General features: G+C 36.9%; 19 protein-coding genes, 1 tRNA gene and 1 pseudogene. 9 read left to right on the forward strand and 12 right to left on the reverse strand.

The window, feature by feature from the left end:
* Positions 1–213 precede the first annotated feature (213 nt).
* Complete coding sequence (locus tag MT391_RS11860; protein WP_299661863.1) at positions 214–897, reverse strand: PEP-CTERM sorting domain-containing protein; 684 nt, start codon at positions 895–897, stop codon at positions 214–216.
* Positions 898–1161: 264 nt separating this feature from the next.
* The gene (locus tag MT391_RS11865) at positions 1162–2043 is read right to left on the reverse strand and encodes a LysR substrate-binding domain-containing protein (protein WP_499498208.1); all 882 of its coding nucleotides are present in this window, start codon (positions 2041–2043) and stop codon (positions 1162–1164) included.
* Between the two features lie 107 nt (positions 2044–2150).
* Between MT391_RS11865 and MT391_RS11870 the strand changes: the two genes are divergently transcribed.
* Entirely contained in the window at positions 2151–2453 is a 303-nt protein-coding gene (locus tag MT391_RS11870) for a putative quinol monooxygenase (protein ID WP_299661869.1), read from the forward strand.
* A 2-nt stretch (positions 2454–2455) separates the two neighbouring features.
* Positions 2456–3460: a Gfo/Idh/MocA family protein gene (locus MT391_RS11875; RefSeq protein WP_499498210.1), complete on the forward strand. Its 1005-nt coding sequence runs from the start codon at positions 2456–2458 to the stop codon at positions 3458–3460.
* A gap of 290 nt (positions 3461–3750) precedes the next feature.
* Here MT391_RS11875 and MT391_RS11880 read toward each other — a convergent pair whose 3' ends face one another.
* Positions 3751–4017, reverse strand: coding sequence for a cell division protein CrgA (locus tag MT391_RS11880; RefSeq protein WP_499498212.1), 267 nt, complete (start codon positions 4015–4017; stop codon positions 3751–3753).
* Between the two features lie 1206 nt (positions 4018–5223).
* A tRNA-Leu gene (locus tag MT391_RS11885) sits at positions 5224–5308 on the reverse strand.
* A 359-nt stretch (positions 5309–5667) separates the two neighbouring features.
* Between MT391_RS11885 and MT391_RS11890 the strand changes: the two genes are divergently transcribed.
* The gene (locus tag MT391_RS11890; protein WP_166372716.1) at positions 5668–6228 is read left to right on the forward strand and encodes an RDD family protein; all 561 of its coding nucleotides are present in this window, start codon (positions 5668–5670) and stop codon (positions 6226–6228) included.
* Positions 6229–6620: 392 nt separating this feature from the next.
* On the opposite strand, the gene lptG is transcribed toward MT391_RS11890, so the two are convergent.
* Both lptG and lptF read right to left on the reverse strand, forming a co-directional pair.
* A complete protein-coding gene (gene lptG, locus MT391_RS11895) occupies positions 6621–7685 on the reverse strand; it encodes an LPS export ABC transporter permease LptG (RefSeq protein ID WP_499498213.1) in 1065 nt (354 codons plus the stop codon).
* Positions 7686–8798, reverse strand: a complete 1113-nt coding sequence (gene lptF / locus MT391_RS11900; RefSeq protein ID WP_166372714.1) for an LPS export ABC transporter permease LptF — start codon at positions 8796–8798, stop codon at positions 7686–7688.
* Positions 8799–8984: 186 nt separating this feature from the next.
* Between lptF and pepA the strand changes: the two genes are divergently transcribed.
* The 6 genes from pepA to MT391_RS11930 all read left to right on the forward strand — a co-directional run bounded on the left by pepA (position 8985) and on the right by MT391_RS11930 (position 19821).
* On the forward strand, positions 8985–10499 hold the full coding sequence (pepA, locus tag MT391_RS11905; protein ID WP_499498215.1) for a leucyl aminopeptidase: 1515 nt from the start codon (positions 8985–8987) through the stop codon (positions 10497–10499).
* Positions 10500–10531: 32 nt separating this feature from the next.
* Complete coding sequence (locus MT391_RS11910) at positions 10532–11020, forward strand: DNA polymerase III subunit chi (protein WP_499498216.1); 489 nt, start codon at positions 10532–10534, stop codon at positions 11018–11020.
* Positions 11020–13878, forward strand: a complete 2859-nt coding sequence (locus MT391_RS11915; RefSeq protein WP_499498257.1) for a valine--tRNA ligase — start codon at positions 11020–11022, stop codon at positions 13876–13878. The genes MT391_RS11910 and MT391_RS11915 overlap by 1 nt, the downstream gene beginning before the upstream one ends.
* A 356-nt stretch (positions 13879–14234) precedes the next feature.
* On the forward strand, positions 14235–15128 hold the full coding sequence (locus MT391_RS11920; RefSeq protein WP_499498218.1) for a transporter substrate-binding domain-containing protein: 894 nt from the start codon (positions 14235–14237) through the stop codon (positions 15126–15128).
* A gap of 681 nt (positions 15129–15809) precedes the next feature.
* Positions 15810–16775: a TAXI family TRAP transporter solute-binding subunit gene (locus MT391_RS11925; protein ID WP_299661982.1), complete on the forward strand. Its 966-nt coding sequence runs from the start codon at positions 15810–15812 to the stop codon at positions 16773–16775.
* A 205-nt stretch (positions 16776–16980) separates the two neighbouring features.
* On the forward strand, positions 16981–19821 hold the full coding sequence (locus tag MT391_RS11930; RefSeq protein WP_499498220.1) for a TRAP transporter permease: 2841 nt from the start codon (positions 16981–16983) through the stop codon (positions 19819–19821).
* A gap of 241 nt (positions 19822–20062) precedes the next feature.
* Here the strand turns inward: MT391_RS11930 and MT391_RS11935 are convergent.
* The 6 genes and pseudogenes from MT391_RS11935 to MT391_RS11960 form a co-directional block, all read right to left on the reverse strand.
* Positions 20063–20465 (reverse strand): annotated as a pseudogene (locus MT391_RS11935) (transposase); the annotation flags it as partial.
* 26 nt (positions 20466–20491) lie between these two features.
* The gene (locus MT391_RS11940) at positions 20492–21997 is read right to left on the reverse strand and encodes a hypothetical protein (protein ID WP_499498221.1); all 1506 of its coding nucleotides are present in this window, start codon (positions 21995–21997) and stop codon (positions 20492–20494) included.
* 5 nt (positions 21998–22002) lie between these two features.
* Positions 22003–23541: an ankyrin repeat domain-containing protein gene (locus tag MT391_RS11945; RefSeq protein WP_499498223.1), complete on the reverse strand. Its 1539-nt coding sequence runs from the start codon at positions 23539–23541 to the stop codon at positions 22003–22005.
* A 78-nt stretch (positions 23542–23619) separates the two neighbouring features.
* On the reverse strand, positions 23620–24363 hold the full coding sequence (locus tag MT391_RS11950; RefSeq protein WP_499498225.1) for an ETEC_3214 domain-containing protein: 744 nt from the start codon (positions 24361–24363) through the stop codon (positions 23620–23622).
* 7 nt (positions 24364–24370) lie between these two features.
* Positions 24371–24811: a hypothetical protein gene (locus tag MT391_RS11955; RefSeq protein WP_499498226.1), complete on the reverse strand. Its 441-nt coding sequence runs from the start codon at positions 24809–24811 to the stop codon at positions 24371–24373.
* A gap of 11 nt (positions 24812–24822) precedes the next feature.
* Entirely contained in the window at positions 24823–26037 is a 1215-nt protein-coding gene (locus MT391_RS11960; RefSeq protein WP_499498228.1) for a murein transglycosylase domain-containing protein, read from the reverse strand.
* Between the last annotated feature and the right edge of the window lie 4 nt (positions 26038–26041).

The following is a 26041-nucleotide window of genomic DNA, read 5'->3' on the forward strand; positions in this document are numbered from 1 at the left end:
AAGGTTAATGTAATAAGGGAAAGGTTAACCTAATAAGAAGGAGATATTAAGTCGATTAGATTCAAATGACTCAGCTCACTTTTTACACTATGACTGTAGCAATGGATAGGCAGACTAAAAGTAGAGGATTATGTAGGATAAAAAGTAGAGCAAAAAAAAACACCATAGACAAGCTATAGTGTTTCTCTAAATATATAAACTTAACGGTTTAAATTATTTTTTAAAGCGACGTACGCCAAAACCTAATAATCCAAGCGCTAGAATTGCTGAAGTTGCGGGTGCAGGAACATCTACAACAGAGAAGTTAACTAAAGCTACTTCTTGCCCATTTGCAGAACTAGTACCACCACCAATCCAACGAACTTGTAGTTCATCACCAGCCGCTGCAGCCGTTGTATTGAACGCAAAGCTGTTAAAAGTCCATTCTTCGGTTGTTAATACAGACTCAAGTACACCTGATAAAGTTGTGTTTTGTGTTACGTTAAACACTTCCACACTTGCACCATCTGCACTTTTACGAGCGCCGCCAAAAAACGTCAACAAACCTTCTTGATCTGCTGTTATCGCTGAATCTAAAGTAAATGTTGCAGTTAAAGTCACATTACCTTGGTCATCATTAACTTCAATCGCACCAGGGATATTGATTTCTGCTGTTGTTACATCATTATCATGATCATAGGTGCCACTCATCCCACGAGGAGAAGCACTTTGTGATTGATACACTTCAAAACCATTACCACTTGTGTCTGACCAAGTAACATTAGTAGAATTAATCAGTGACGAACTACCACCGCTGAAATCTTCAGAAAAAATAACGCCTGCGTTAGCAACATTAATAAGGCAACTTGCAGAAAGTAAAGCACCAGCAGCTGTTAACTTAGTAAAAATATGTTTCATTTATTCTCCTTTTTAAAACCAATCCTTTAATTACTTTTACGTATTGATAAGAAATGACCTTATACTCATTTTTGATTATATTTCAGTCGCATTATAGATCATTACAATACCTTAGCAAGACCATATGCTCTTTATACATTGTTTTTTCAAAGCCTGTATTGCCAAGGTAAGTCTATAACTAGCAATGGCATTGTATTAATACGACGAATATTGCTTTAAATAAGCCGGAGATACCCAGCATTGAGGGTGGCAAGATTATTACGCCTATGTTTTTTTCATCGATGCTAAAATAAATTCAATCATTGTGCGTATCTTTAATGAGGGGGATTTACTCTTATATAAAACATTAACAGCCATTGTCGGCGGTGTATGGTCTTTTAAAATCTCAATTAACTCACCGCTGGCTAACTCGTCCTGTAATAGCAACATTGGCTGTAACACAATCCCAGTTCCTTTTAAGGCAGCTACTTTTAGTGCTATTCCGCTGTTCGAAGTCAAACGAGTATGTTGTCGATCAAAAGCCTGTGTATCTATTCTTAAGGCAACATTTGCTTGAATATGATCATAACTAAAACCTAAACATTGGTGATTAATGAGATCACCTAAACATTGAGGTATTTGATGTTTAGCAAGATACTTAGGAGAAGCACAGTAGAGCATTTGATAATCTGCGATTTTTCGTGCAATAAGTGAGGAATTAACAAGTTCACCGATACGAATAACTACATCTACTTGCTCGTGTAATGGATCGATTAAACGATTGTCTAACATCAGTTCAATATTAATATCAGGATATACCTGCAAAAAATCCGCAAGGATAGGTGCTAAGATGATATTGCCAAAAGTAACTGGTGAATTAATTCGCACCGTGCCTTTGGGTTTATTCTCTAATCGTTGCAAACTATTTTCAGCTTCCGCAATATCATCCAAAATACGAGTACATTCTAAATAATAAATTTGTCCTGCCTCGGTAAGAGATTGCCTACGAGTTGTTCGATTAAGCAGTTTAGTACCTAAATATTGCTCCAAATACTTAATATGTTTACTGATCATCGTCGCTGTTACAGAAAAATTAACCGCTGCAGCCGCAAAACTGCCATGTTGGGCAACGTAAACAAATACTTGCATACTCTTTAATCTATCCACATTAACAACCTACAGTTGGCAAAAAACAAACCAAATGGTCGTTTATCAACCTGAAATAGTCAATTATTATTAATTGTATTATTTCCCTCATTGATTAGGAGTACCTTATGTTTAAGCAAGGTTTGTTCATTACAGCAGAGTTGCGCATTAAAGACGAAAGCGATCTCAATACTGCCATCACGGCGATTCATACTTTTTGTGAAGGTATGAATAGCGAGCCAGGGTGCTCAATGGCAGTTGCATTACAAGATAAAGAAGATCCTCGTCGCTATATTTTTTGGGAACGCTATGACAACCAACAAGCTTTTGAGCAACATTTTAATGCCAAGCATACTCAAGAATTTATTCAATCAGGATTAACTGAGTTAGTGCAAGCTTTTGAAAGTAAATTATTAACAACGGAGAAATAACTATGAAAAAAACACTCAACTGGGGAATGTTAGGCACTAGCTTTATTTCTGCAGAAATGGCTGATGCCATCATTAAAGAAGGTCATACTCGCCTTTATTCCGTTGCAGGTCGCTCCGTTGCGACATTAAATGAATTTGCAAATAAATATGACATAAAAAATACATTCACCGATTTTGATGCGCTGATTAATGATCCACAAGTTGATATTATTTATATCGCCCTACCCAATCACCTACATCATGAATACGTTATAAAAGCGGCAAATGCAGGCAAAGCGGTATTGTGTGAAAAGTCATTATCAATTGATATGGAAAAAACACACGCTGCGCTGACTGCAGTGAGTGAAAATAATACGTTTTTTGTTGAAGGCCTGATGTACCTGACACACCCTTTTACTCGTGCGATTGCACAAACTATTAAAGAGGGAGCAATCGGAGAAATAAAATCGATTAGTGCTCAATACTGCGCTGCTATTGAACAATTTGTTAATCCCAATAGTAAAGGCGCTCTTTATAATTTAGGCTGTTACCCTGCATCTTTAATGCATTTATTAATCAAACAACAATTTACTAGTGAAGTTAGCGGTAACTATCAGATAAACGCTTTCGGTAAGCGAGACAATGATGGCAACGTTTGTGAATCAGCTGCAACCATTCAATATTCAAATGGCATTACTTGCCAATTACACACCGCTGAAAATTATGGGTTACATGCTGCATTTACCGTACTTGGTAGTGAAGGCTGCTTAGTATTAAACTCTAACCCATGGTTGCCTGATGCTAAAGGTAATAGTTTTGCAATAACAAAATATGAACAAGAAAGTGAAGTTATCAGCGTCGAAGCAGACGGGAACGGTTTTTTATATCAAGTCAGATTAATTCGTGAAGCTTTAGAGCAAGGCCATAAAAATCTGCAATGGCCAGCTGCAACACCACAAGACTCTGGACAGATAATGAAATTATTAACCGACTGGGAAGCTGCAACTTTAACCACTTTAGAGCAATAGTTTCCAATGCTTAATAGGCAGTACTTAATAACCAAGACTTACTAGCCAATGTTTAATAACCTATACCCACTGTCGTTTCAATTTAAAACTACTATTGATTGGCAGTGTGTATAGAGTAACGGATGTCAGGCAACGGACTTAATGATTAAGAAAGCATATTAGACTGGCGAAAGTGAATTCAACACCTTAATGTCCAACACTCCTGTACATGGATATACTTTCACAGAGTATGAACCAAGCCCTCAGACAGTTATCAGATTGATTGAAGATCCAAGTCGCTTCATTAAAAATCATACTTTTAATTTTTTGGGTAAAGAAAAATTAGCAAAGATAATTAAACCAGCACCGAAGAATAAAGACAGCATAGATAATCCAACTCTAGCATGGCTAATATAACCAACCGTTAATAATAAAATGCCAATAACAACTAACCCCACTCCAACAGTTAAAAATAACCTTGGATATCGGCTTAAAAGAGAAACGTTATGTTTTTTAGTCTCTGAACCAAGGTGTTGCTGATGTTTTACTGTTTTACGTTTGTGCTTTTTAGCCGACATAACTAACGCTCCTGTACTCAACTCATCCAAACTAATTTTTTTGTGTCGGTATTAAGTGACTAATCGGAGTATGAATCATAGTGTGACTCTGGTATAGCCTCTTGTTTTGTATTGTTTTTATGTCAAAGTGAATCATGAATGAACAACACAGTTTGCCAACAACGGCATAATACGAAATAGATGATTATTGAATACGGGGTTAAGTCACATATTTAAACTAACCTTAAATTTAAAAAGTTTTTATTCTATTAATAACATTTAGCATTAACGCTACTTTCAATCTCAATACAGTTATAAATAAAATTTTGGACCTATTGCTCTTGGTAACCCATTTATAAATTATTCTTTATAAATAATTATTTTTTATTAAAAACTTACCCATTTGACTTAGGTTCAGGCAGATTCAATATTGAAGTACCATTTTATCTATTTAAGAAACAAATCAGCCTGCCACAAAAACGTGACTTAAATCACGTTTATTATTGTTTTTTTATTCTCAACCAATATAATGATGATGTAAATCACATTTATTGGAGAATTAACATGAAACAAAAAATTATTAATACTGCTCGAGAAATTGCTGGAATATTTCTAATGTTTACAGCTGCCGCAGCCGTTGTTTTATTACAAATAACAACTTGGATTTAATCGAGCAATTGCTCGATTATTATCTGACTTACTCTTTTGACGCTGAATTTTTTATTGTAATACCAGCTTTCAATGATACGCATCCCTGCTGAGCAGGCTTTTAAAATAGCCTTCAAACATCACACCTAACTCTTGACTTCGAAAAATATCTTGAACCTCTTATAAAACCCAAGCCTCCGATTTAAAAATAAATAATTTCAGTTATTAGTAACATCTTCATTAATTATTATTAATGCCTTGAATGGGTGAAAGCCCAATACTCGACATCACAAAACGATTATTTATCTGATAGATTGTGAATGCTAAATTGAAAACACGAACAAAAGTCAATTCTCTAGAGAAAGATTTAATGAAGAATAGAAGGCGTTATTAAACTGATTTTATTACTGAGTGCTAGCCTCATAAAAAATACCGGCCAGTAATGTAGGTTAGGCAGTAATGTAGATTAGAAAAGTAGTAATAGGGATTATAAAAACTGAAAGAAATGTTGAGGGAAATATTAATAAAGTCATAGAAATAACAAAGCCCCAACTAAAAGTTGAGGCTTTGTATTAAATATGGTGCCCGAGGACGGACTTGAACCGTCACTCCTCTCGGAAACGGATTTTGAATCCGTCGCGTCTACCAATTTCACCACTCGGGCTGAGTTGAGAAAGGATTATACCTATGCATTATCCACAAACAAGTATTTTCATTCGTAAAAGATGCAAGCGCTCAAAAACCAATCAATTTAATACTAAATACCTTAGGATAGGTTCAAATAAGCTATTCTGATCTTCATCAATGTCTAAAAATAATTTCTATATCCAATCAGATTCGCGTTCCATTCTCATTTACCGCTTTAATTGAGGTGTTTCCAAAGCAGTAAAAAGGACTTAAGACTTTAACTTACTGATATTAAGATACATTACGTTATTTCAACACTAAGCAGGTTAAATAAATAAAATGCCAAGCGATGAGTCATTTGATACACTCTTTTTTCACATCGTTAAGGAGAACATCATGGCCAAGGGTAATCATAAAAAGTCACCGCAGTTGAGTTTAGCCGAGCAATATCAAGCTTGTGAACGCGCATCGTTTTTTAAACGTTTTGGTGCTTACCTTTATGATCTTTTTGCACTTGCTGCAGTATTAATGTTAGCTACTGTGATAGCACTGCTAGCTGTAGTAGTCGCTAACAAATTAGCATTGATTGATTTAAGCTTATATCAAGATACGGCTGATTATTTAGGTCATAGCATGATTTTTCTGGCTTATTTGAGTGCGGTTATTATCGGATTTTATTGTTATTTTTGGAGTCAGGCTGGTCAAACTATTGGCATGAAAGCTTGGCGTTTACGAGTTCAAAATAGTGACGGTAGCAATATCAGTTTCACGCAATCTGTGATCAGATTATCTACTTCTGCTTTTGGTTTAGGCAATATCATGGCATTGCTAAAAGATCGTAATGCTTTCCAAGACTTATGGGCAGAATGTGAAGTAGTCACACTTAGTAAAGAATTAAATAATTGGAAAGGTTTTAAAGGCATGGCCTTTATGGATGAGAAAGAAGAATCAAAATAGCTTTTCTAAACCACCTCGATTACAACGAACTTTAGTTAAACAACATGTTTATTTAAAGTTCGTATCTGAGATACTATTCAAAAAACCAAGTAATTAACGACCAAGGGTAAAGAGATCACCAAAGTAAAAACGGAGCTCAAACTGAATCGTATAACCTTTTAACCGACTATTACATTAACAAGTAACACTTAAAAACAATCACTTGTAAAATAGCTACTTAAGAGCTAATTTAATTACCTCTATTGACCCCGAAGCCTATAACTATGCCTATTTTAGATCGATAAATTAAACCTTAGGTTCAAATAAAAATCATAACTCTAAAAATATTTTCACTTATAGCTCATAGATACAGATCATAGGCTTAGGCGATAAAAGAGCGCTTACATTAATGGTTAACTTTGTTTTCGTAATAAATACATCGCAATGGTTAATACTAATATACTAGGTAACAGCGCGCCTAGAATAGGTGGCAGGCCAAATACTAAGCTAGCGGGTCCAAATAACTCGCCGGAAACATGGAATGCAAAGCCGCTGGCAATGCCAAATATTAAACGAGTCCCCATGGCAACGGTTCTTAACCCACCAAAAATAAACGAGACTGACAATAACATCATTACCACCACGGTAAATGGTAATACAGCTTTACGCCAAAAAGTAAGCCAGTAGCGGCTTGCATCTTGCTCATTGGTTTCTAGATAATTGATATAACTATAGATATCTTGCATCGACATTTTATCGGGCTCACTGATAATCACCTCTAATTTTTTAGGTGTTAAATCCGTTTCCCAAATATAAGTGACCAATTTTTCAACTGTTGTTTTGTCGTCAAAAAAGTTAGTTTTACTAACGCCTTGTAATAACCAAGATCCCTGCTGATAAAACGCTCTGTTAGCCAGGATGGCATAGTCGAGAGTTAAATCTTTAGTGAAAAAATACAGTTGCACGTTATATAACTCAGCTTTACTATTCATTCGCCCAATACTGACAAATGAGTCTGCATCTTTCGCCCAGATACCATATTTATTTTCTACTCGCTCGGAGCCATTTCTTAACTGGTCGCGCATAAAATAAGCTTCTTTATCGGTTTTAGGCGCGACAAACTCTCCCAAGAGCATGACCGCAATAACCATTGGGATTGCAGTTTTTAATACCGATGATGCGATTCTAAACTTAGACATACCCGCAGCTTGCATAACCACCAGCTCACTACTACTAGCTAAAGAGCCTAAACCAATTAAGGCGCCAATTAATGCTGCCATCGGGAAAAATAGGGCAATTTCTACTGGCATTTTTAGTAACACAAAATAAGCTGCAGAAAGGACATCGTAATCACCTTTGCCGACGCTTTTCATCTGCTCAACAAATTTGATGATGCTACTTAAACCGATTAATACAAATAAGCTTAAAAATGTCGCTGCAAAAATAGTGCGACCAATGTATCTATCTAAAATGCCCATTTATTTATCCGCCTGCTGTGTTAACTTAATCGCTTTCGTTTTTTTAGGCTTAATATTGAATTTACCTATTGTTTGTAAATGCAACACAACCCCAATAGCGAAGAACAGAATTTGTACGGCCCATATTCCAAAGTAAGGGATAGTACCTTCTTCGATCATACTTTTTGCTGCACTTAATAATAAGAAAAAGGTTAAATATAATGCTAATGCTGGCAATAGTTTTGCATAACGCCCTTGGCGAGGATTAACCTTTGCCATCGGCACAGCCATAAAAGTAATAAGCAATATAGACACTGGAATTGCGATACGCCATTGCAATTCTGCTTGTGAGCGCGCATCTTTCATACCAATTAGTTGACTAGTAGGTAACGCTTCTACACCACGTTTTTTACTTTCAACTTCTGCATTCACAATATGTACTTGGTAAGTTGAGAATTGTGTATTTTCAAATTCGTTATCGCCAACAATGCCGGCATAACGCTGACCATTTTTTAAGGTTAACCAAGTGCCGTCTTTTTTATCTTCCACTTGCCCTGTTTTGGCAGTGATCACAGATGGCGATATGTCGTTTTCTTTTGGCCAGTGGGCAGCAAACACATTAATTAAATTTTTACCTTCTGCATATTTTTCAACATACACAACACCACCGTTACCAGACGATTTATGAAAGCGCCCTTCGATTAAGGTTGCAGTGCCAGCATTAGACTCAGCTTCTTCGATCACTGTCATCATTTGATCTTCAGCTGTGGGTGCTAAATATAAGCTATTGAAACTTGCAAAAACAAAGGTTAACAATGATAAGGCTAATGTTGCTTTGAGTACTTTGTTAGGACTATATCCGCAAGAAGTTAGCGCTACCATTTCACTTTCGCTGTGTAAGCGGCCATGTGCAAATAGGATCGCGAGATAAAAGCTGATCGGCAACATCAAAGTGCCTAACGTGGGTAAATTCAAATATAAAACAGTTAAAACTAAGTCTGCCGGGATCACGCCATTAATGGCTTGAGCGAGAATAGTAATAAATTTTTGACTGACGAATATTAAGATTAAAACAAAGAGGACGCCAACTTGGCTTTTAAATGTTTCTAACATTAAATAACGAAGAATTATCAAGCTGATCTCCAGTGTAAAATAAGATGCTACAAAAGACGGTAAAATAGTGGATTAAGCAATCAATTTCGGTAAAATTGCTATTTTAGTAAGTTTATATTACGTTTCAAGATCCACAATGGCTTATGATAACTGCATTTTTACGAAAATAGCACAGTTAATCTCAATATAATCGTTTTAAGGATACATATGGAATTTCTAGTTAAAAGTGGTAGCCCAGAAAAACAACGCAGTGCATGCATTGTTGTTGGTGTCTTCGAACCTCGTCGTTTATCACACGCTGCTGAAGTATTAGATGAAATCAGCGAAGGTTATTTAAGTGCATTATTACGCCGTGGTGACATCGAAGGTAAAGTAGGACAAGTGTTATTTTTACACCATGTCCCTAATGTATTAAGTGAGCGCGTCTTATTAGTTGGCTGCGGTAAAGAGCGAGAGCTAACTGAAACGCAATACAAGCAAATTATAGAAAAAACCATCACTACTTTAAATGATACAGGTGCATTAGAAGCGGTTTGTTTCTTATCAGAGTTACATATTAAAGGCCGCGATAGCTATTGGGCGGTTCGTCAGGCAGTAGAAGCAACACAAGATAGTTTATACAGCTTTGACCAATTCAAAACGACTAAAGACAGTGCGCGTCGTCCATTACGTAAGCTGACCTTTAATATTCCAAGTCGCAAAGAATTAGCGCGTGCCGAACTTGCATTACAACATGGAATGGCCGTTGCTGCTGGTATGAAGCTATGTAAAGATTTAGCTAACATGCCTCCTAATATTTGTACTCCTTTGTATTTAAGCCAACAAGCACAAGAGTTGGATCAACGTTTTGATAAAATCACTACCGACGTTGTTGATACTGAGCAAATGCAAGCATTGGGCATGAATAGTTATTTAGCTGTAGCACAAGGTTCTGCGAACCCTGCTTATATGTCAGTGATGAATTACCAAGGCGGTCCTACAGACCAAAAGCCTATTGTCTTAGTCGGTAAAGGGTTAACCTTTGACTCAGGCGGTATTTCATTAAAACCAGGCGCAGGCATGGATGAAATGAAATATGATATGGGTGGTGCAGCATCAGTATTTGGTGCACTACAGGCTATCGCGCAGTTGGATCTGCCGATTAATGTCATTGGTGTGATTGCTGGGGCTGAAAATATGCCATCAAGTAAAGCGTACCGCCCTGGTGATATCTTAACTACCATGTCGGGACAAACCGTTGAAGTATTAAATACCGATGCCGAAGGCCGTTTAGTATTGTGTGATGCATTAACTTATGTTGAACGCTTTAAGCCTGAATGTGTTGTGGATATTGCGACCTTAACTGGTGCATGTATCATGGCCTTAGGTCATAACATCAGTGCATTAATGAGCCCTCATAAAGGCTTGGTGCATGAGATATTAAGTGCTTCCAACCAATCTGCCGATAAAGCGTGGCAACTACCAATGGATGATGAGTACCAAAAGCAGTTAGATAGTCCATTTGCAGATATGGCTAATATTGGTGGTCGTCCTGCTGGTTCAATTACTGCCGCTTGTTTCTTATCACGCTTTACCAAGGCTTACACTTGGGCACATTTAGATATCGCTGGTACAGCGTGGCGTTCAGGTGCGAACAAAGGGGCTACCGGTCGTCCTGTTTCATTACTTACGCAGTTTGTGATCAATCGTAGTGAACAAGAATCAGCGGAACTCGACGCGTAAATGCACATGATAAAAAAAAGCATGGGTCTATAATGAGCCAAGTCCTCTTTTATATACATGCAGAAGATGGCCCGACGGCGATAACTGATGCAAGTTTGCCAGCACATTTTGCGCAAGCTTGCCAGATCGCGGCTTATTATTATCAGCAAAATAAAAAAGTATTTATTTATACTGAAAACCAGCAGGATGCATTTACTGTTGATGAATATTTGTGGCAATTTGATGGCGATAGTTTTGTGCCACATAATTTGATAGGTGAAGGACCACGTTATGGTTCACCTGTTGAGATTAGTTGGCTGGCACCACAGCACCCGCGTGCTGTATTGATTAATCTCAGCCAAAACATTCCGGAGTTTAATCTAAACTTCCAACAAATTATTGATTTTGTGCCAGCACAAGAGCAGTTAAAAATTAATGCGCGAGTGCGCTATAGTGCTTATAAAAAATTAGGCCACACCCTATCTACTCAAGATGTGTTAAACACATCTCAAGAGTCCACTAACCAGACAGAAGATAAATGATGGAAAAGACATACAACCCGAGTGCGATTGAGCAAAAAAATTACCAAACATGGGAAGAGAAAGGTTATTTCAAACCACATGGTGATACTGATAAAGAGAGCTTCTGTATCATGATCCCGCCCCCAAATGTTACGGGTAGTTTACACATGGGACATGCTTTCCAGGATACGATCATGGACACATTGATCCGTTACCAACGTATGCAAGGTAAAAATACACTTTGGCAAATGGGAACGGACCACGCAGGTATTGCGACGCAAATGGTCGTTGAGCGTAAACTTTTTGCAGAAACAGGCCAAACACGTAAAGAGTTAGGTCGTGAAACATTTATCGATAAAATCTGGGACTGGAAAGCAGAGTCAGGTGGCAATATTTCGCGTCAAATGCGCCGTTTAGGGACTTCTGTGGATTGGGACCGTGAACGTTTTACTATGGATGATGGCCTTTCTGAAGCGGTTAAAAAGACCTTTGTTGATTTATACAATGACGATTTGATCTACCGTGGTAAACGCTTAGTTAACTGGGATCCTAAATTACATACTGCGATTTCTGATCTAGAAGTAGAAAATAAAGATGTTAAAGGTTTCATGTGGCATTTCCGTTATCCATTAGCAAATGGTGTAAAAACAGCAGACGGTAGAGATTACATTGTTGTGGCGACTACTCGCCCTGAAACAGTATTAGGTGATACCGGTGTTGCCGTTAATCCAGAAGATCCTCGTTACAAAGATCTCATTGGTAAAACGATTCTATTACCTTTTGTTAACCGTGAAATCCCAATTCTAGGCGATGAACATGCCGATATGGATAAAGGTACAGGCTGTGTAAAAATTACACCTGCACATGACTTTAATGACTATGAAGTGGGTAAACGTAACAAGCTACCTATGATCAACGTATTAACCTTTGATGCATGTATTCGTGAAAGCGCTGAAGTATTTAATACCAACGGTGAAAAGAGTGATGATTACCCAAGTGATTTACCAGCACAATTCCAAGGTTTAACCCGTGAAGCTGCGCGTAAATTAGTCGTTAGTGAATTAGATGCATTAGGTTTATTAGAAGAAGTTAAAGATCACGACTTAACTGTACCTTACGGCGACCGTGGCGGTGTAGTGATTGAACCAATGTTAACAGATCAATGGTATGTACGTGTTGCACCGCTGGCTAAAACAGCTACTGAAGCAGTAGCAAACGGTGATATTAAATTTGTACCACAACAATATGAGAACATGTACAACTCATGGATGAATGACCTTAATGACTGGTGTATCTCTCGTCAATTATGGTGGGGTCACCGCATCCCAGCTTGGTATGATGAAGCAGGTAAAGTTTATGTTGGACATGATGAAGCTGCAGTACGTGCAGAACATAATTTAGATGATAGCGTTGTATTAAACCAAGATGACGATGTGTTAGATACTTGGTTTTCTTCTGGTTTATGGACGTTCTCTACACTAGGTTGGCCAAACCAAACCATGGATCTTAAAACCTTCCACTCTACTGATGTATTGGTAACGGGTTTTGATATTATTTTCTTCTGGGTTGCGCGTATGATCATGATGACCATGCACTTTATGAAGAATGAAGATGGCACGCCACAGGTTCCATTCAAGACCGTTTATGTGACCGGGCTTATCCGTGATGAAAATGGCGATAAAATGTCTAAATCTAAAGGTAATGTATTAGATCCTTTAGATATGATTGATGGGTTAGATCTTGAAAGCTTAGTGACTAAACGTACTGGTAACATGATGCAACCACAACTTGCAAAGAAAATCGAAAAAGACACTCGTAAAACCTTCGCTAATGGTATTGAGGCACACGGTACCGATGCACTACGTTTCACACTAGCAGCAATGGCATCAACGGGTCGTGATATCAACTGGGATATGAATCGTCTTGAAGGTTACCGTAATTTCTGTAACAAGTTATGGAATGCAAGCCGCTATGTATTAATGGATGCAGAAGAGCAAGACTTTGGTTTTGGTGATAACAAAGCAATGCAATTTAGCCTTGCAGATCGTTGGATCCAAGGTCAATTACAAAATATGATCAAAGAATTCCGTCAAGCATTAGATACTTATCGTTTCGATATTGCAGCCAATATTTTATACGATTTTATCTGGAATGAATTCTGTGGTTGGTATTTAGAATTAACCAAACCTGTTTTATTCAAAGGGAGTGAAGAGGAGCAACGTGGTACACGTAATACATTAATCAATGTATTAGAAACGTTATTACGTGTTGCACACCCAATGCTACCGTTTATGACCGAAGAGATTTGGCAACGAGTTAAAGCAATCACCGGACAAGGTGGTGATACCATCATGCTTGAAGCTTACCCAGAATATGATGCCGCACAGGTTGATGAACAAGCTGTTGCTGATCTTGAGTGGGTTAAGAAAGTGATTGATGCGGTTCGTAACATTCGTGGTGAAATGGATATTAGCCCGAAAGTGCCACTTAACGTGTTAGTGAAAAATGCAAGTGCAGAAGATACGCGTCGCTTTGCTGATAACGAAGCTTTCTTGGGTGCATTAGCAAAATTAGAAACCGTTACCTTTGTTGCGGAAGGCAAAGAAACACCGGCTTCCGTTACTGCACTAGTGGGTGAATTAGAATTATTGATCCCGATGGCTGGTTTGATTGATGCTGAAGCTGAGCTAGCACGTCTAGCGAAGCAGCTCGAAAAAGCGAAAAAAGAGTTAGATAAAGTATCAGGCAAACTCAGTAACGAGCGTTTCGTTAGTAATGCACCTGAAGCGGTTATTATTAAAGAAAAAGCAAAGCAGTCTGAATACCAAACAACCAGTGACAAGTTGAATGCACAAATTGAGATAATTAAAGCATTGTAATACTAATCGCTATCATCCTATGATATTGGTTCAACATAAATAATAAAAAGGGAGCTTGGAATAAGCTCCCTTTTTTATGTCGCTATTTTTAATAGCAATCCTTATTTATGCAGCACTTTTTCAAACAGATTTGTCTATCTAGAGTTATAAATTATCTTGACGTTTTATGATTGAGATTGTCTTATACAACACCATAAAAAACATAATATTCATCATCAAAATAACAAATAAAAGAAACCTAATCAAAACCTTAGCATTTATTTAACAAACCATTAAATATATAAAGCTCAACTATAAAAATTCCCCTACACTGCTTCTTCCTTGAGCACCTCAACTAGAATTTTAATGATATTTTTATGCACAACCTAAAACATTTTATGCTGTCTATATTGATGTTGTTATTGGGGATTTTTCCTTCATTTGTTAGTGCCCAAGATCAACGACATCAACTCCCTCCTGAAAAAATTATTGTTTGGCGTCATACCATCGATAATCCTTCTGCGATCATCATGGACACATTAACAAGAGCACTTGATATTACCCGTGATGAATATGGCGACTATGAAATTATTCCCTCCATGCAAATGGAACAAGGGCGAGCCGTTAAAAGATTATCCAAGGAATATAAAGGCAAACTAGATATAGCCTATTTCCCTACGACTAAAGAGCGAGAGAAACACGCAATTCCTATTCGCATTCCTCTACTTGGCGGGTTAATGGGATATCGATTATGTTTGATTAAAGAAAATAACCAATATAAGTTTTCTAATATTAATGACATACAAGACTTTATTGACCAAGGTTTAACCATAGGACAACACCAAGACTGGCCAGACAGTACAATATTAAGAAACAATGGGTTAAAAGTAAGTACTACACACAAATATTCTTTATTGTTTGAGCAATTAAATAAACAACGTTTTGATTGTTTCTTACGTGGCGTCAATGAGATCAATGACGAATATATTCAGCATTCGAATGCACGCTTTGCAATTGAAAATAGCTTATTAATACACTATCCCTATTTGACCTTTTTCTTCGTCAATGAACAACGTCCTGAGTTGGCTGAAAGGCTGTCGATAGGGTTAACACGCTTACAAGAAAATGGCACATTAGCCAAACTGTTAGATTATTACTACAAGGATCGCCTCGACAAACTACATTTATACAGCCGTAAAATTATCTACCTCAATAATAGCTTGTTATCTGAGCAATCATTACAATCAATGACAGTCATACCTTGGTTATAACCACTCCTACATAAGTAATGGTGATTATCCCTACAATATCGGTAACAATTGTAACCAGTACAACATCTTCAATAGTAAAAACACTACAGAGAGTAATAGCAATAAAATTGGATTGTACTTAATGGTAGAACTTAAGATCCTATTTATTGGCTAATTTATCCGCTTGCAATGCACCATAAAAGTGCGCCATATCAAGTTAATGCACCTAATTTCTTCATTATCGATAAAAAAATAACTATCATATAGTGGAATTCTTTCTATCTAACTGTTTTAAAATATATTTACTTTAATGGCTCAAATTATGCTTAATTTTTATTTATGATCTTTAAGCAACCTAGGCTACTATAGCGACCTTTCCAACCTATTGATTAATTGAGTAAATTACAAACAATTATAAATAAGAAGCTAACAGCGAGATAAACTACTTAATAGCGTAAATATTAAGCGATTTATGCTTCAACTTATTTATTAGTTAATAGAAAGAGTATTTTGGGAATCAAGTGAACGATGTTAATTTTATTGTAGAAATTCAGTCTTTAATGGTATTGCTTCTAATTAAAAATAGATGTTTTCTAAGTAGATCGCACATTAAAGTATTAGTTTCGTTTTACTGATAAATTTACTGTATACATAACAAGCTTAAACAAAGTATTAAAATAAATTAAACAAAGGAACTTATATATGTTTATTAAAAAAATAGCGCTTACAGCAATCGCTGGCGCAACTCTAATGGCCACATCAGCAATCGCTGAAACTAAACATGTTGTAATTGGCACCGGCGGCCAAACAGGCGTTTATTATCAAGTAGGTGGTGCAATTTGTCGCTTAGTAAATAAAGGATCTGCTGAGCACGAAATCAACTGTACACATAAAACAGGTGGTTCTGTAACAAATATCAATGGTCTTCGTTCTGGTGACTTAGATATGGGTGTTGCGCAATCAGATTGGCAATACCATGGTTACAATGGTACAGCGCCAGAGCAATTCCCTAACGGTGCTTTTAAAGAATTACGTGCAGTATTCTCAGTACATCCGGAACCGTTCACGGTAGTTGCTCGAGCAGACTCTGGTATCAAAACATTTGCAGACCTAAAAGGTAAAAAAGTAAATGTTGGTAATCCAGGTTCTGGCCAACGAGGCACAATGGAAGTATTAATGGGTAAAATGGGCTGGACAATGGACGATTTCGCTGTTGCTTCAGAGCTAAAATCATCAGAACAAGCTGCAGCTTTATGTGATAGTAAAGTTGATGCAATTATCTTTACAGCGGGTCATCCGAACGGTTCAATCAAAGAAGCAACTACTTCTTGTGATGCAATCTTAATCCCTGTTGATAATGCAGAAGCACAAAAACTAGCTGCTGATAATCCATACTATGCAATGACATCTATTCCAGGTGGCATGTATAAAGGAACTGATACAGATACAACAACATTTGGTGTTGCTGCAACATTTGTAAGTTCAACAAAAACAGACTCTGAAACCATTTACCAAATGGTAAAAGCTGTATTTGAAAACTTTAAACGCTTTAAGAAAATGCACCCTGCTTTTGCTCACTTAAAAGAGAGTGACATGATCAGCAAAAACTTATCAGCACCTTTACATGATGGCGCTGTTCGTTACTACAAAGAACGTGGTTGGATGTAATCCGTTAAGTTAATAAAGTAACCTCAAAGCAGAAGTTTGTTACTTCTGCTTTGTTCGTTTTAAAAGCGAATATACCCAAGCCATTTTCATTTAATCGAAAAGCTTAATCAAACAATAAAATGAATGTTGTTTGGGTATAAATAAAGACAATAACAACAAACAATACCATCAAACATTACACTGTATTTTAGATAGGACATTCACTATGAATCAACACAGTCCCAGTGACACACAAATGAGTGATGAAGATTTACAAGATCTTGTTGCTTCTAACGATACAGGCGGACGAAATCCGACTAACAATAACGTATTAAAGCTAATGGCTGGCGTTGCACTCGTCTGGTCACTATTTCAAATTTGGATAGCATCACCACTACCTTTCACTATTGGATGGGGTGTTTTCTCAAGTAGTGAGGCACGTTCTATTCATTTAGGCTTTGCTTTATTTCTTGGCTTCTTAGCTTACCCAGCCTTTAAAAACTCCCCTCGCGACCATATTCCAATGGCTGACTGGCTGTTGGCTGGTTTAGGTTGTTTATGTGCACTTTATCCATTTTTAGCAGACTCTTCGTTGGCGGAAAGTCTATTCGGTATGCGTTTAAGTAACCGACCTAGTGCACCGAAACCTTTCGATATTGCCGTTGCGATAGTCGGGATGTTGATATTACTAGAAGCAACAAGGCGTGCCCTCGGTCCACCACTGATGGTGGTTGCGATGGTGTTCCTTTGTTATACCTTTTTAGGTCCTTACGCACCTGAGCTTATTGCTTGGAAAGGGTCTACTTTTGGCGGAATAATGGATCATCAATGGTTATTCTCTGAAGGTGTTTTTGGTATTGCTTTAGGTGTATCCACCGACCTTGTATTCCTATTTGTATTATTCGGCGCTTTATTAGATCGTGCTGGTGCAGGTAACTACTTCATTAAAGTTGCTTTTTCATTAATGGGACACCTTCGTGGTGGACCAGCAAAAGCTGCAGTTGTAGCATCTGGTATGACCGGACTGATATCAGGCTCATCAATTGCGAACGTGGTAACAACAGGTACCTTTACAATTCCAATGATGAAGCGAGTAGGTTTCTCTTCAGAAAAAGCCGGAGCGATTGAAGTCGCCTCCTCTGTAAACGGTCAAATAATGCCACCAGTAATGGGGGCGGCTGCCTTCTTAATGGTGGAATATGTCAATATTCCGTATTTTGATGTGGTTAAACATGCCTTTTTACCAGCAATTATTTCTTATATTGCTTTAGTTTATATCGTTCATTTAGAAGCGATGAAATTAAACATGCAAGGTTTGACTCGAGAAGATAGCGGTAAGTCAGTTAAAGATGTGTTGATATCTTGGGCAATGACACTACTACCAATTATTGCATTAGCCGGTGGAGCTTATTACTTATCTGAGCTTTATCACTTACTCGCAACTCCTCAAGCTCGTCTTGCGGCAGTGATTGCAGTGATCGCAATACAGTATGGTGTTTTAAAAACTGTCAAAGCAAAAGTCAGCGAAGAAAAAATTGCCAAAACGATTTCAACCGGGGCGATTGTATTAGGTAATATAGTGATTGGTGCTTTTGCACTGTTCTTTTTAATTAATACATTAAAAGAGAATGTTGACTCAGAAATGATGGTTTGGGTTGTCTCTGTTTTAGTACTTGTTGCCTACCTTATACTTGCAAAAATTAGTTCCGCTTATCCTGACCTAATAATGGATGACCCGAACTCACCGGTATTAACATTGCCTGAAACAGGCCCAACGGTGAAATCAGGATTACACTTTTTATTGCCAGTTGTTGTGTTGATCTGGTGTTTAATGATAGAGCGTAAATCGCCAGGGCTTTCTGCATATTATGCAACAGCCTTAATGATATTTATTCTTCTAACGCAACGTTTCCTGTTTGCCTTCTATCGTAAAGCGGACACAAGCAATAAATTTAAACTTGGTTTTAATGAGTTAACTGATGGTTTAATCATGGGCGCGCGAAACATGATTGGTATCGCGATTGCGACAGCAGCAGCGGGTATTATCGTTGGAGCAGTATCGCAAACTGGTGTTGGTTTGAAATTAGCAGCGCTAGTAGAGTACCTCTCTATGGGCCATATTATGCTAATGTTGCTTTGGACAGCCGTGCTGAGTTTAATCTTAGGCATGGGCTTACCAACCACAGCAAACTACATTGTTGTATCGTCATTACTTGCTCCTGTTATTGTTAGCCTTGGGCAACAAAATGGACTCATTGTTCCGTTAATTGCGGTACATATGTTTGTATTTTACTTTGGTATTATGGCCGACGTAACTCCCCCCGTAGGGCTCGCATCCTTTGCTGCTGCTGCGGTGTCAGGGGGGGATCCAATGAAGACTGGCTTTATTGCCTTCTTCTATTCACTGCGTACTGCGTTGTTACCTTTCCTGTTTATTTTTAATACTGATTTATTGTTAATCGATATTAACTTTACACAGGGCATATTTATATTTATTACCGCCACCATGGCGATGTTGATATTTACTGCGGGTACACAAGGTTACTTCATGGCGAAGTCTAAATTATGGGAATCTTTTGCGCTAATTATCATTGCGTTCACATTATTCCGCCCAGGCTTCTGGATGGATTATGTTGTGCCTCCATACGAAGAGCGTGCAGGTAGTGAGTTAGTATCTGCGATGGCAGAAGTCGCCCCCGGCACAGAGCTTCGTATTTTAGTTGACGGCCAAAATGACGTCGGAGATCCAGTGACATTAACGATGTTAATGATCGTAGGTGAAGGTGAAACAGGCGAAGATCGTATTGAGGATTATGGATTAGAGTTACTCGCTCAAGATGATGGTTCAATAATGGTTGATGGTGTTGGATTTGATAGTACTGCTGAAAAAGCTGGCTTCGATTTTGACCAAATTATTGTTGATGTAGGTATTCCGGCTGAACGTCCAAGTAAAGAGTGGTTCTATATTCCTGCACTGCTTTTATTATGGTTTATTGTTGTTATACAACGTAGACGTCGAGATCTAGAAGCAGATAAGGCACCTGAAACGAAGAGTATTAATGTATAAGTGATAGGTCATTTTTATGACCTATTTTCTGACTACTTGCACTTGAATCTAAGCCTTGATTAGCATGCTAATCAAGGCTTTTTTGTTTTAGTTGGGTAGTTTAAAGTATAACTCGTTTGTACTACTGGATAATCTTCCCATTTTTAATGGAGCTCAATAATAGGTATTTTACTCTAGTTTAATTTAACTTTTAAATTAGGAAATCCCACCAAATCCCATGAGAGGCCTTCATGTGTTCTGGTCAAGTCCAACCAGACACTTTTCTAAAGGATTCTTCAAATTCAATTGGCGACTGATCATAATTAGCAGAATACAGTCGTTCAACATTGTAATACTTCATATATTTGGCTATATCATCACGCATATGTGCGCGAGTAGGTGTGTGCTTTAAATTACCAATCGAGCTTTAAACCACCAAATAATCGTTCCACAGCTGCATTATCCCAGCAGGCAGCAACATCGTCCATACTCGCCCGACAGTTCAGCGTTCCAATCGTTATCTAAAGCCCCTCAATAGTGTATTGAGAACCACGACCACTATGAAAAACGATACCTTTAGGTGGCTTGCGTAAGTTATGAACCTTAATTAACGCTTTTTCGACCAGATCACGTGTCATTATTTTGGATATATGCCAACCAACAATACCGTAACCTTCAAGTTAACCTCAAATCACATCAAATCAGTTAAGCGCTTTATATTTGTATCAGAAAGCTCTTTTGTTAGCCGACGATGATCGGGAAGATACTTATCGTGTTCCCAAAAGGCATGTAATGCATCAGCACTCTGTTTAAGTAACGCTTTATATTGTTTAATATTTTCTTTATCTTTCTTTTGAAATTCTTTTTTAAATTTCTTTAATAACTTAGGATCATAAGTCATGCCATCCATCGCTGACATAACCTGAATTGACTCTTTATCATAAGAAGCTAAATGAAGAAACTTGTTGCTAGTATAAATTACTTTTTTAACTGCTGTTGCATAAACCCCATTTAGATTTTTACTGCTATCTAGATACAATTTAATCAACGGCTCACTTTCAATCGCAACGGCATACTGTGCAGGCGTCATGCCGTTTACATCTTCAAAATTGGGATCAAAGCCTTCATCGAGTAAAAGTTTAACTAATTCTTCTTTTTTATAAAGTGTTGTAAGGTGTAGTAATGAGAAGCCACCAGTCAATAATGAAGCTTCTTTGGCATAGACATTTGTTACTTTGGGTAAATTAGCAAATGGCTGGTCTTGAGTAAAACGTAACCCTAATGCGAAGGGAGCATCCACTCTTGATACTTGCCCTGCTACAAAATTAATACCTGGATTTTTTAGTGAATATACTGATTTACTTCCTTCATGATGAAGTAATGGCGTTTTTAAATCGAAAGCAGAATACTTACTTTTCTTAAAGGCGGATAAAATATAGGACATTTTATCGATACTTAGTTCCTTTTCATTCATATAATATTCAAAAGAGTTAGTATTGTAGTAAATAGCCATACCATCAGTATTAATGCCAGAAAAAACTAAAGAAGGCTCAAAAATTTCAAACTCACTATCTATCATCCAAGATAAGACAGGTTTTGTTATACCCTGATAGGTTAACATTGCTTTTTGGCTCACCGCTTTGCTAAACCCCTCGTAATTAAGATAAAACTGTTTGGCATTAAGACTTTCAACCACCGATTTCTCTAAATTTTTATCGAGTACTTGATTAACTTCTGTTTCCATCTCTCCTACTTCATCAATATTTTCATCAACAACTTCATCACCAACGATCACTTGGGTCCATAGTAGACAATTTTCTTTATCTAACCATCTTCCTTCAACATGGCTATCAGGTAGTGTTAGTTCAGATACTTGCTCAACCACTGAATGAGCATTTTTGACTAATTTCCCATTTGATAAGTTTTTACTACTTAAGATTGAGTTGTAAATAGAGGTGCTCAAATTTTCAGCTAAAGCTTTTTTGGCACGCATCTCTGACTGCTTGCGAAACACAAAAAAATCAGAATGTATTTGGGAATCGTATTGCTCTACAGCAATACCTGTAATGATATCTTCAGTTGGAGCAATCGAATTAATCCACTGTGGTTGTGCAGACGATTCATTAAAAGGGCAAGTTACCGCGATAACGGGTAAAACCATAAATAGCGTACTAAATAAAAATAATGTTTTAATCATCAATCTCATTTGATTTTTTTCCCATTTAAAAACATTTGAGTATCAATGTTGTCATAATCATAGTTGAAACGACCTTCCCTCATTTTCACTGTGGTAACCGTCAATTTAATAGGAAATTGTTTCTGCAATTTTTTATTTATTTTTTTAGTTACGCTATCGTTTAGCTCCATTTCCTCTATCGTTTTACTAATATCTGACACTTTTATTGTTGGATTCATTACATATAAACCATGAGATAAATCATCATTATTTAAACGTAGTAATAAGTAAGCCAATTTATACGCAAGATAATCATTAACACTTGGATCTGCACCTAACGATAAAAGCTTTTGTGCTATTTTCAACTGACCTGTTTCTATTGCAAAAGCAAGTGGCGTGTAGCCTAATTCGCTTTGTTGATTAATACCGACACCTAACTGTATTAAAGGTCCAATTAAATCTTCCCTATAACTTGCTATAGCAAAATGTAAAAGACCTAGCTTTTCTTTTCTTTTACTATCGCTAAAATTATAAATAAACGGTGTTTTAATATCGGTAGTACGAATAGCCGAGCGAGTTGTTCTGTAGACATTTCCATTCTTTTCAAAAAAATTTACACTGTCTATTTTCATACCCTTTACGTTTATGTTATATCGTCCAGCTCCATTGAAAAAGGTTTGCTTTCCAATGCCAACGCTAACTTTATTAAGGTCTACTCCAAATGATTTAAGTTGAGTTAACGCATGAGTTTGTTTATTTAAGCTACTACTGGATATCACCACCTGTACAGGCGAATTACTTCTTGAATAATAATAACCAAAGGGAGCTACACTCGGATTTGTAAAAGCAAAAGTGTACCTATTATAAAAATGACTTTCAGCATCATTTACCCAATCAAAGCCACTTTGCTTATAAAGCTCAGCTACATTATAAACTTGACCACGATAATAGGCTTTACTGTTATTTAATAAAGCTTGTGTTGCGCGAACCATTGTTGGAGGGAAACCATTATCAGAAAGTATTTGTTCAATATCACGCTTCGTTAATTGCTCAATTTTTGTATTTAATTTTTCAGCAACTTCATTTACATAGACTTTAACCGCAAATTCAGCCCCAGCTTTACTGACTTTAACACGATACCACAGTAAACAATTCTCTCTGTCTAGCCACCGAGCATCATCAATCACAGCTGAAAGAGCCACTTGACTAACCACCTCTGTTTTCTGTGTTACCTCCTTCCGTATTTCTGCTTTAGACTTGCCCTCTTTTTTACTTTCAATAGTTCGTTTAGTCGAAATTTTTATCCCACTACGAATGGAGCCAGCAAGATTATTAACAGCATCTTGTCTTGCTTTGTTAATAAATTCGTTAATTTCAAGGTAAGTTTCCCCCAGCTTCCCACTTGCACCACCAACAGCATAATAAAAATCATCATCTGTACCTGCACTATTTATCCAACTTGGTTGTTCAGATTCAGCCAAGAATTGACATGTACTTTGTTCAGTCGCATATACCGATTTTGTGAAAATACAAAGAATGGCAAAACTAATAGGTAAGACTTTCATTATTATTCCTTTAACAACTCATTTAGAAAAAAGAGCAATTAGTGACTTTTAAAAGTAGCTAATAATCCAGGAAATTAATTACTGGTTATGTGTGAGCATTTTATATTCTGAAGCGCTCAGAACACTCTGCTCAAGTAACGACAAAGAAACTTTACTGTAGCCAAAAAAGTTAGGATGCAATGTCGATCTAATCGCTTTGCTACTCTCGCTTATATCCTCTTCCATCATTACATTGTCATTAAATTTCATTAATACTTTGTAATCATTATCAGAATACTTGCCAAGATAATCACTACTACCCGAGATCGATTTATACAACAGATCGAATTGGCCGCCTTTTATCTCTTCAATATAATAGCTACCAATATTCGCAATATTAGAATGGCTATTCATTACATCACTATAGGTATCAAAACTTTTTCCATGATAACCATCTCTAGCAGTGTGTAAGCTAATATCAGGCATAAATCCATCAATAGGGAAGATTAATAAAGCACTAATGCCCTTATTTTCAATAATTGCAGAAACGAGATAATTAACGTCTCGATAATAATTTATCTTGATATTATCGCTGCTACTCTTTATGTAAACAGGGGATCCAAAAGTTTCTCTTAATCTATCACTAGAGGCATTAATGTAGATACTTTCTAATTTTTTATTAGATGGAATATCGGTAAATTTTGATAATACAAAACTATAGCCTTTACTCACCACATCAATAGTGTCATTAAATTGCCCGACGGCAATTGAGAGTATCGCAGCAGTGATAACACTTGCCGGTAATTTACTTTTCCATTTAGCAATATGATCTGATTCGCTCATATCAAAACTACCCTTCTATTTTGGGCATTTTTGCAACAACTCGTACACAGGTATGGTCATCGCCTTTGTAGTCCACTATTTCATTATTCATTACCCAGGTGTACTTAAGCAATTGATTCACAACTTGCTTCGCGTTAGAGCCCGCAACTCTTGTTATCGTCGTTACTTTCTCATTTTTACCTTCCATAATTATTTTTTTAGACTCACTTTTCTTATCATTAAAAATGTCTTTTTGAACCATATTTTCTAAACTTGCGGCTAACGAAGCGCGAGCTGCCATTGTTGCAAGGTCAGAGTCTAATGCAACATCTCCCATATTTTCTTCGCAGGCGACACCTACAATTAAATTATCTTCTAGCCCTTCTCGCGGGTTATTTTTCCAGTCAGGAAAAGCTGCGAATAGAGTGGCTGAGTATAAAGTTAATGCAACGGTTATTATTTTTTTCATATTTAAATCCATTAAATGTTTTTTGAGTATTGTGTATTAGCAGTGCTGACGCGCTGTAAATAATTTCTTGTCTCTTCAGCGTTGTGATGCGTAAATATTTGTTTATAAACTTCCTCAGGTGAAAGGTTGTTTATTTTTTTAATCGCTTGTTTACGACTGCCATTACCAAATATTTGATAGATGGGTCCCATACCACCATTGTAAGCAGCAATCATGCAATATTTTAAGCTCTGAGTGTCGCTGACACCTTTAAAATAACGGCTCTTTAATAGGTGTAAATATGTTGAACCAGCCTCAATATTTTGCTCAGGTACAAATAAGTATTCTTTGCTTAACTTGCGTTGCTTTCCTTCAAGGTACTCTGTCACATCAAGACCCGCAGAGGTTGGAACAATTTGCATTAAGCCAAATGCAGGAATATGTGATACAGCTGTCGGACTAAAATTACTTTCAGTTTTAATGACCGCTAAAATTAACTCAGGCTCTAAATCAAAACGCTTTGCTTGTTGTTGAATAGGCTCTATAAAACGTTGCTCTTTTCTTTTAACCCAAGATTTTGGAAACTTAGCTTCGACAACGGTTACTTTATTACCTTTATTATCAATTGATTTGGTAACCTTAATGTTTTTAAGTAATTCATCATTTTCAGATTGTTTTTGTTTTTCATTTTCTGAAACTGGCAACAATGTTTTTTTACTTAACTGCTTAGGTTTAACCGTCTTAATCAACTCCGCAGTATAAGGATCGGCTTTTTGAGCTTCCTCTACCGTTATTGATGATGTAGATACTATTTTTTCTTTCATCGTTTCTACTGAATTTTCATCACCATTAATCGTAGTCACTAAAATAACGTTCTTTTCAAAATCTACTTCCCGCTTGATTTCTAAAGAAGGAGAATAAGATACCCACGATTTTTTAGAGCTAAACGTTGGGTTATCCCATACCTTAGCGACTTTATTTTTATAGTTCGTAAAGTTTTTATTCGCTTGTGCCAAGTAATCATCAAACTCACAATTTTTTTCTGCTTTATATAAATCAAACTTTGCACTGGCACAGGCTTTGTACTGTTCCATTTCAGTATCAAACTCGGCATTCTTATTCAAAAAATGACTCACACTTCCGCAACTTTTTTGTTGAGATTGTAACTCACATAGCTCTCCTATCGTTTGCGCCGAAACAAATGCGCTACAAAAGAATAAAGGGGTTAATACTAATTTTTTATACATTAAA

It is taken from the genome of Vibrio sp. 1-Bac 57, assembly GCF_037546855.1.
Classification (GTDB): domain Bacteria; phylum Pseudomonadota; class Gammaproteobacteria; order Enterobacterales; family Psychromonadaceae; genus Psychromonas.

Coding starts and splice junctions, on each gene's coding strand:
- lptG (WP_499498213.1), bottom strand. CDS start 7,685: ATGGGCATTTTAGATAGATACATTGGTCGCACTATTTTTGCAGCGACA.
- MT391_RS11930 (WP_499498220.1), top strand. CDS start 16,981: ATGAATCAACACAGTCCCAGTGACACACAAATGAGTGATGAAGATTTA.
- MT391_RS11860 (WP_299661863.1), bottom strand. CDS start 897: ATGAAACATATTTTTACTAAGTTAACAGCTGCTGGTGCTTTACTTTCT.
- MT391_RS11890 (WP_166372716.1), top strand. CDS start 5,668: ATGGCCAAGGGTAATCATAAAAAGTCACCGCAGTTGAGTTTAGCCGAG.
- MT391_RS11880 (WP_499498212.1), bottom strand. CDS start 4,017: ATGTCGGCTAAAAAGCACAAACGTAAAACAGTAAAACATCAGCAACAC.
- pepA (WP_499498215.1), top strand. CDS start 8,985: ATGGAATTTCTAGTTAAAAGTGGTAGCCCAGAAAAACAACGCAGTGCA.
- MT391_RS11910 (WP_499498216.1), top strand. CDS start 10,532: ATGAGCCAAGTCCTCTTTTATATACATGCAGAAGATGGCCCGACGGCG.
- MT391_RS11950 (WP_499498225.1), bottom strand. CDS start 24,363: ATGAGCGAATCAGATCATATTGCTAAATGGAAAAGTAAATTACCGGCA.
- MT391_RS11945 (WP_499498223.1), bottom strand. CDS start 23,541: ATGAAAGTCTTACCTATTAGTTTTGCCATTCTTTGTATTTTCACAAAA.
- MT391_RS11870 (WP_299661869.1), top strand. CDS start 2,151: ATGTTTAAGCAAGGTTTGTTCATTACAGCAGAGTTGCGCATTAAAGAC.
- MT391_RS11920 (WP_499498218.1), top strand. CDS start 14,235: ATGCACAACCTAAAACATTTTATGCTGTCTATATTGATGTTGTTATTG.
- MT391_RS11940 (WP_499498221.1), bottom strand. CDS start 21,997: ATGATTAAAACATTATTTTTATTTAGTACGCTATTTATGGTTTTACCC.
- MT391_RS11960 (WP_499498228.1), bottom strand. CDS start 26,037: ATGTATAAAAAATTAGTATTAACCCCTTTATTCTTTTGTAGCGCATTT.
- MT391_RS11955 (WP_499498226.1), bottom strand. CDS start 24,811: ATGAAAAAAATAATAACCGTTGCATTAACTTTATACTCAGCCACTCTA.
- MT391_RS11925 (WP_299661982.1), top strand. CDS start 15,810: ATGTTTATTAAAAAAATAGCGCTTACAGCAATCGCTGGCGCAACTCTA.
- MT391_RS11875 (WP_499498210.1), top strand. CDS start 2,456: ATGAAAAAAACACTCAACTGGGGAATGTTAGGCACTAGCTTTATTTCT.
- MT391_RS11915 (WP_499498257.1), top strand. CDS start 11,020: ATGGAAAAGACATACAACCCGAGTGCGATTGAGCAAAAAAATTACCAA.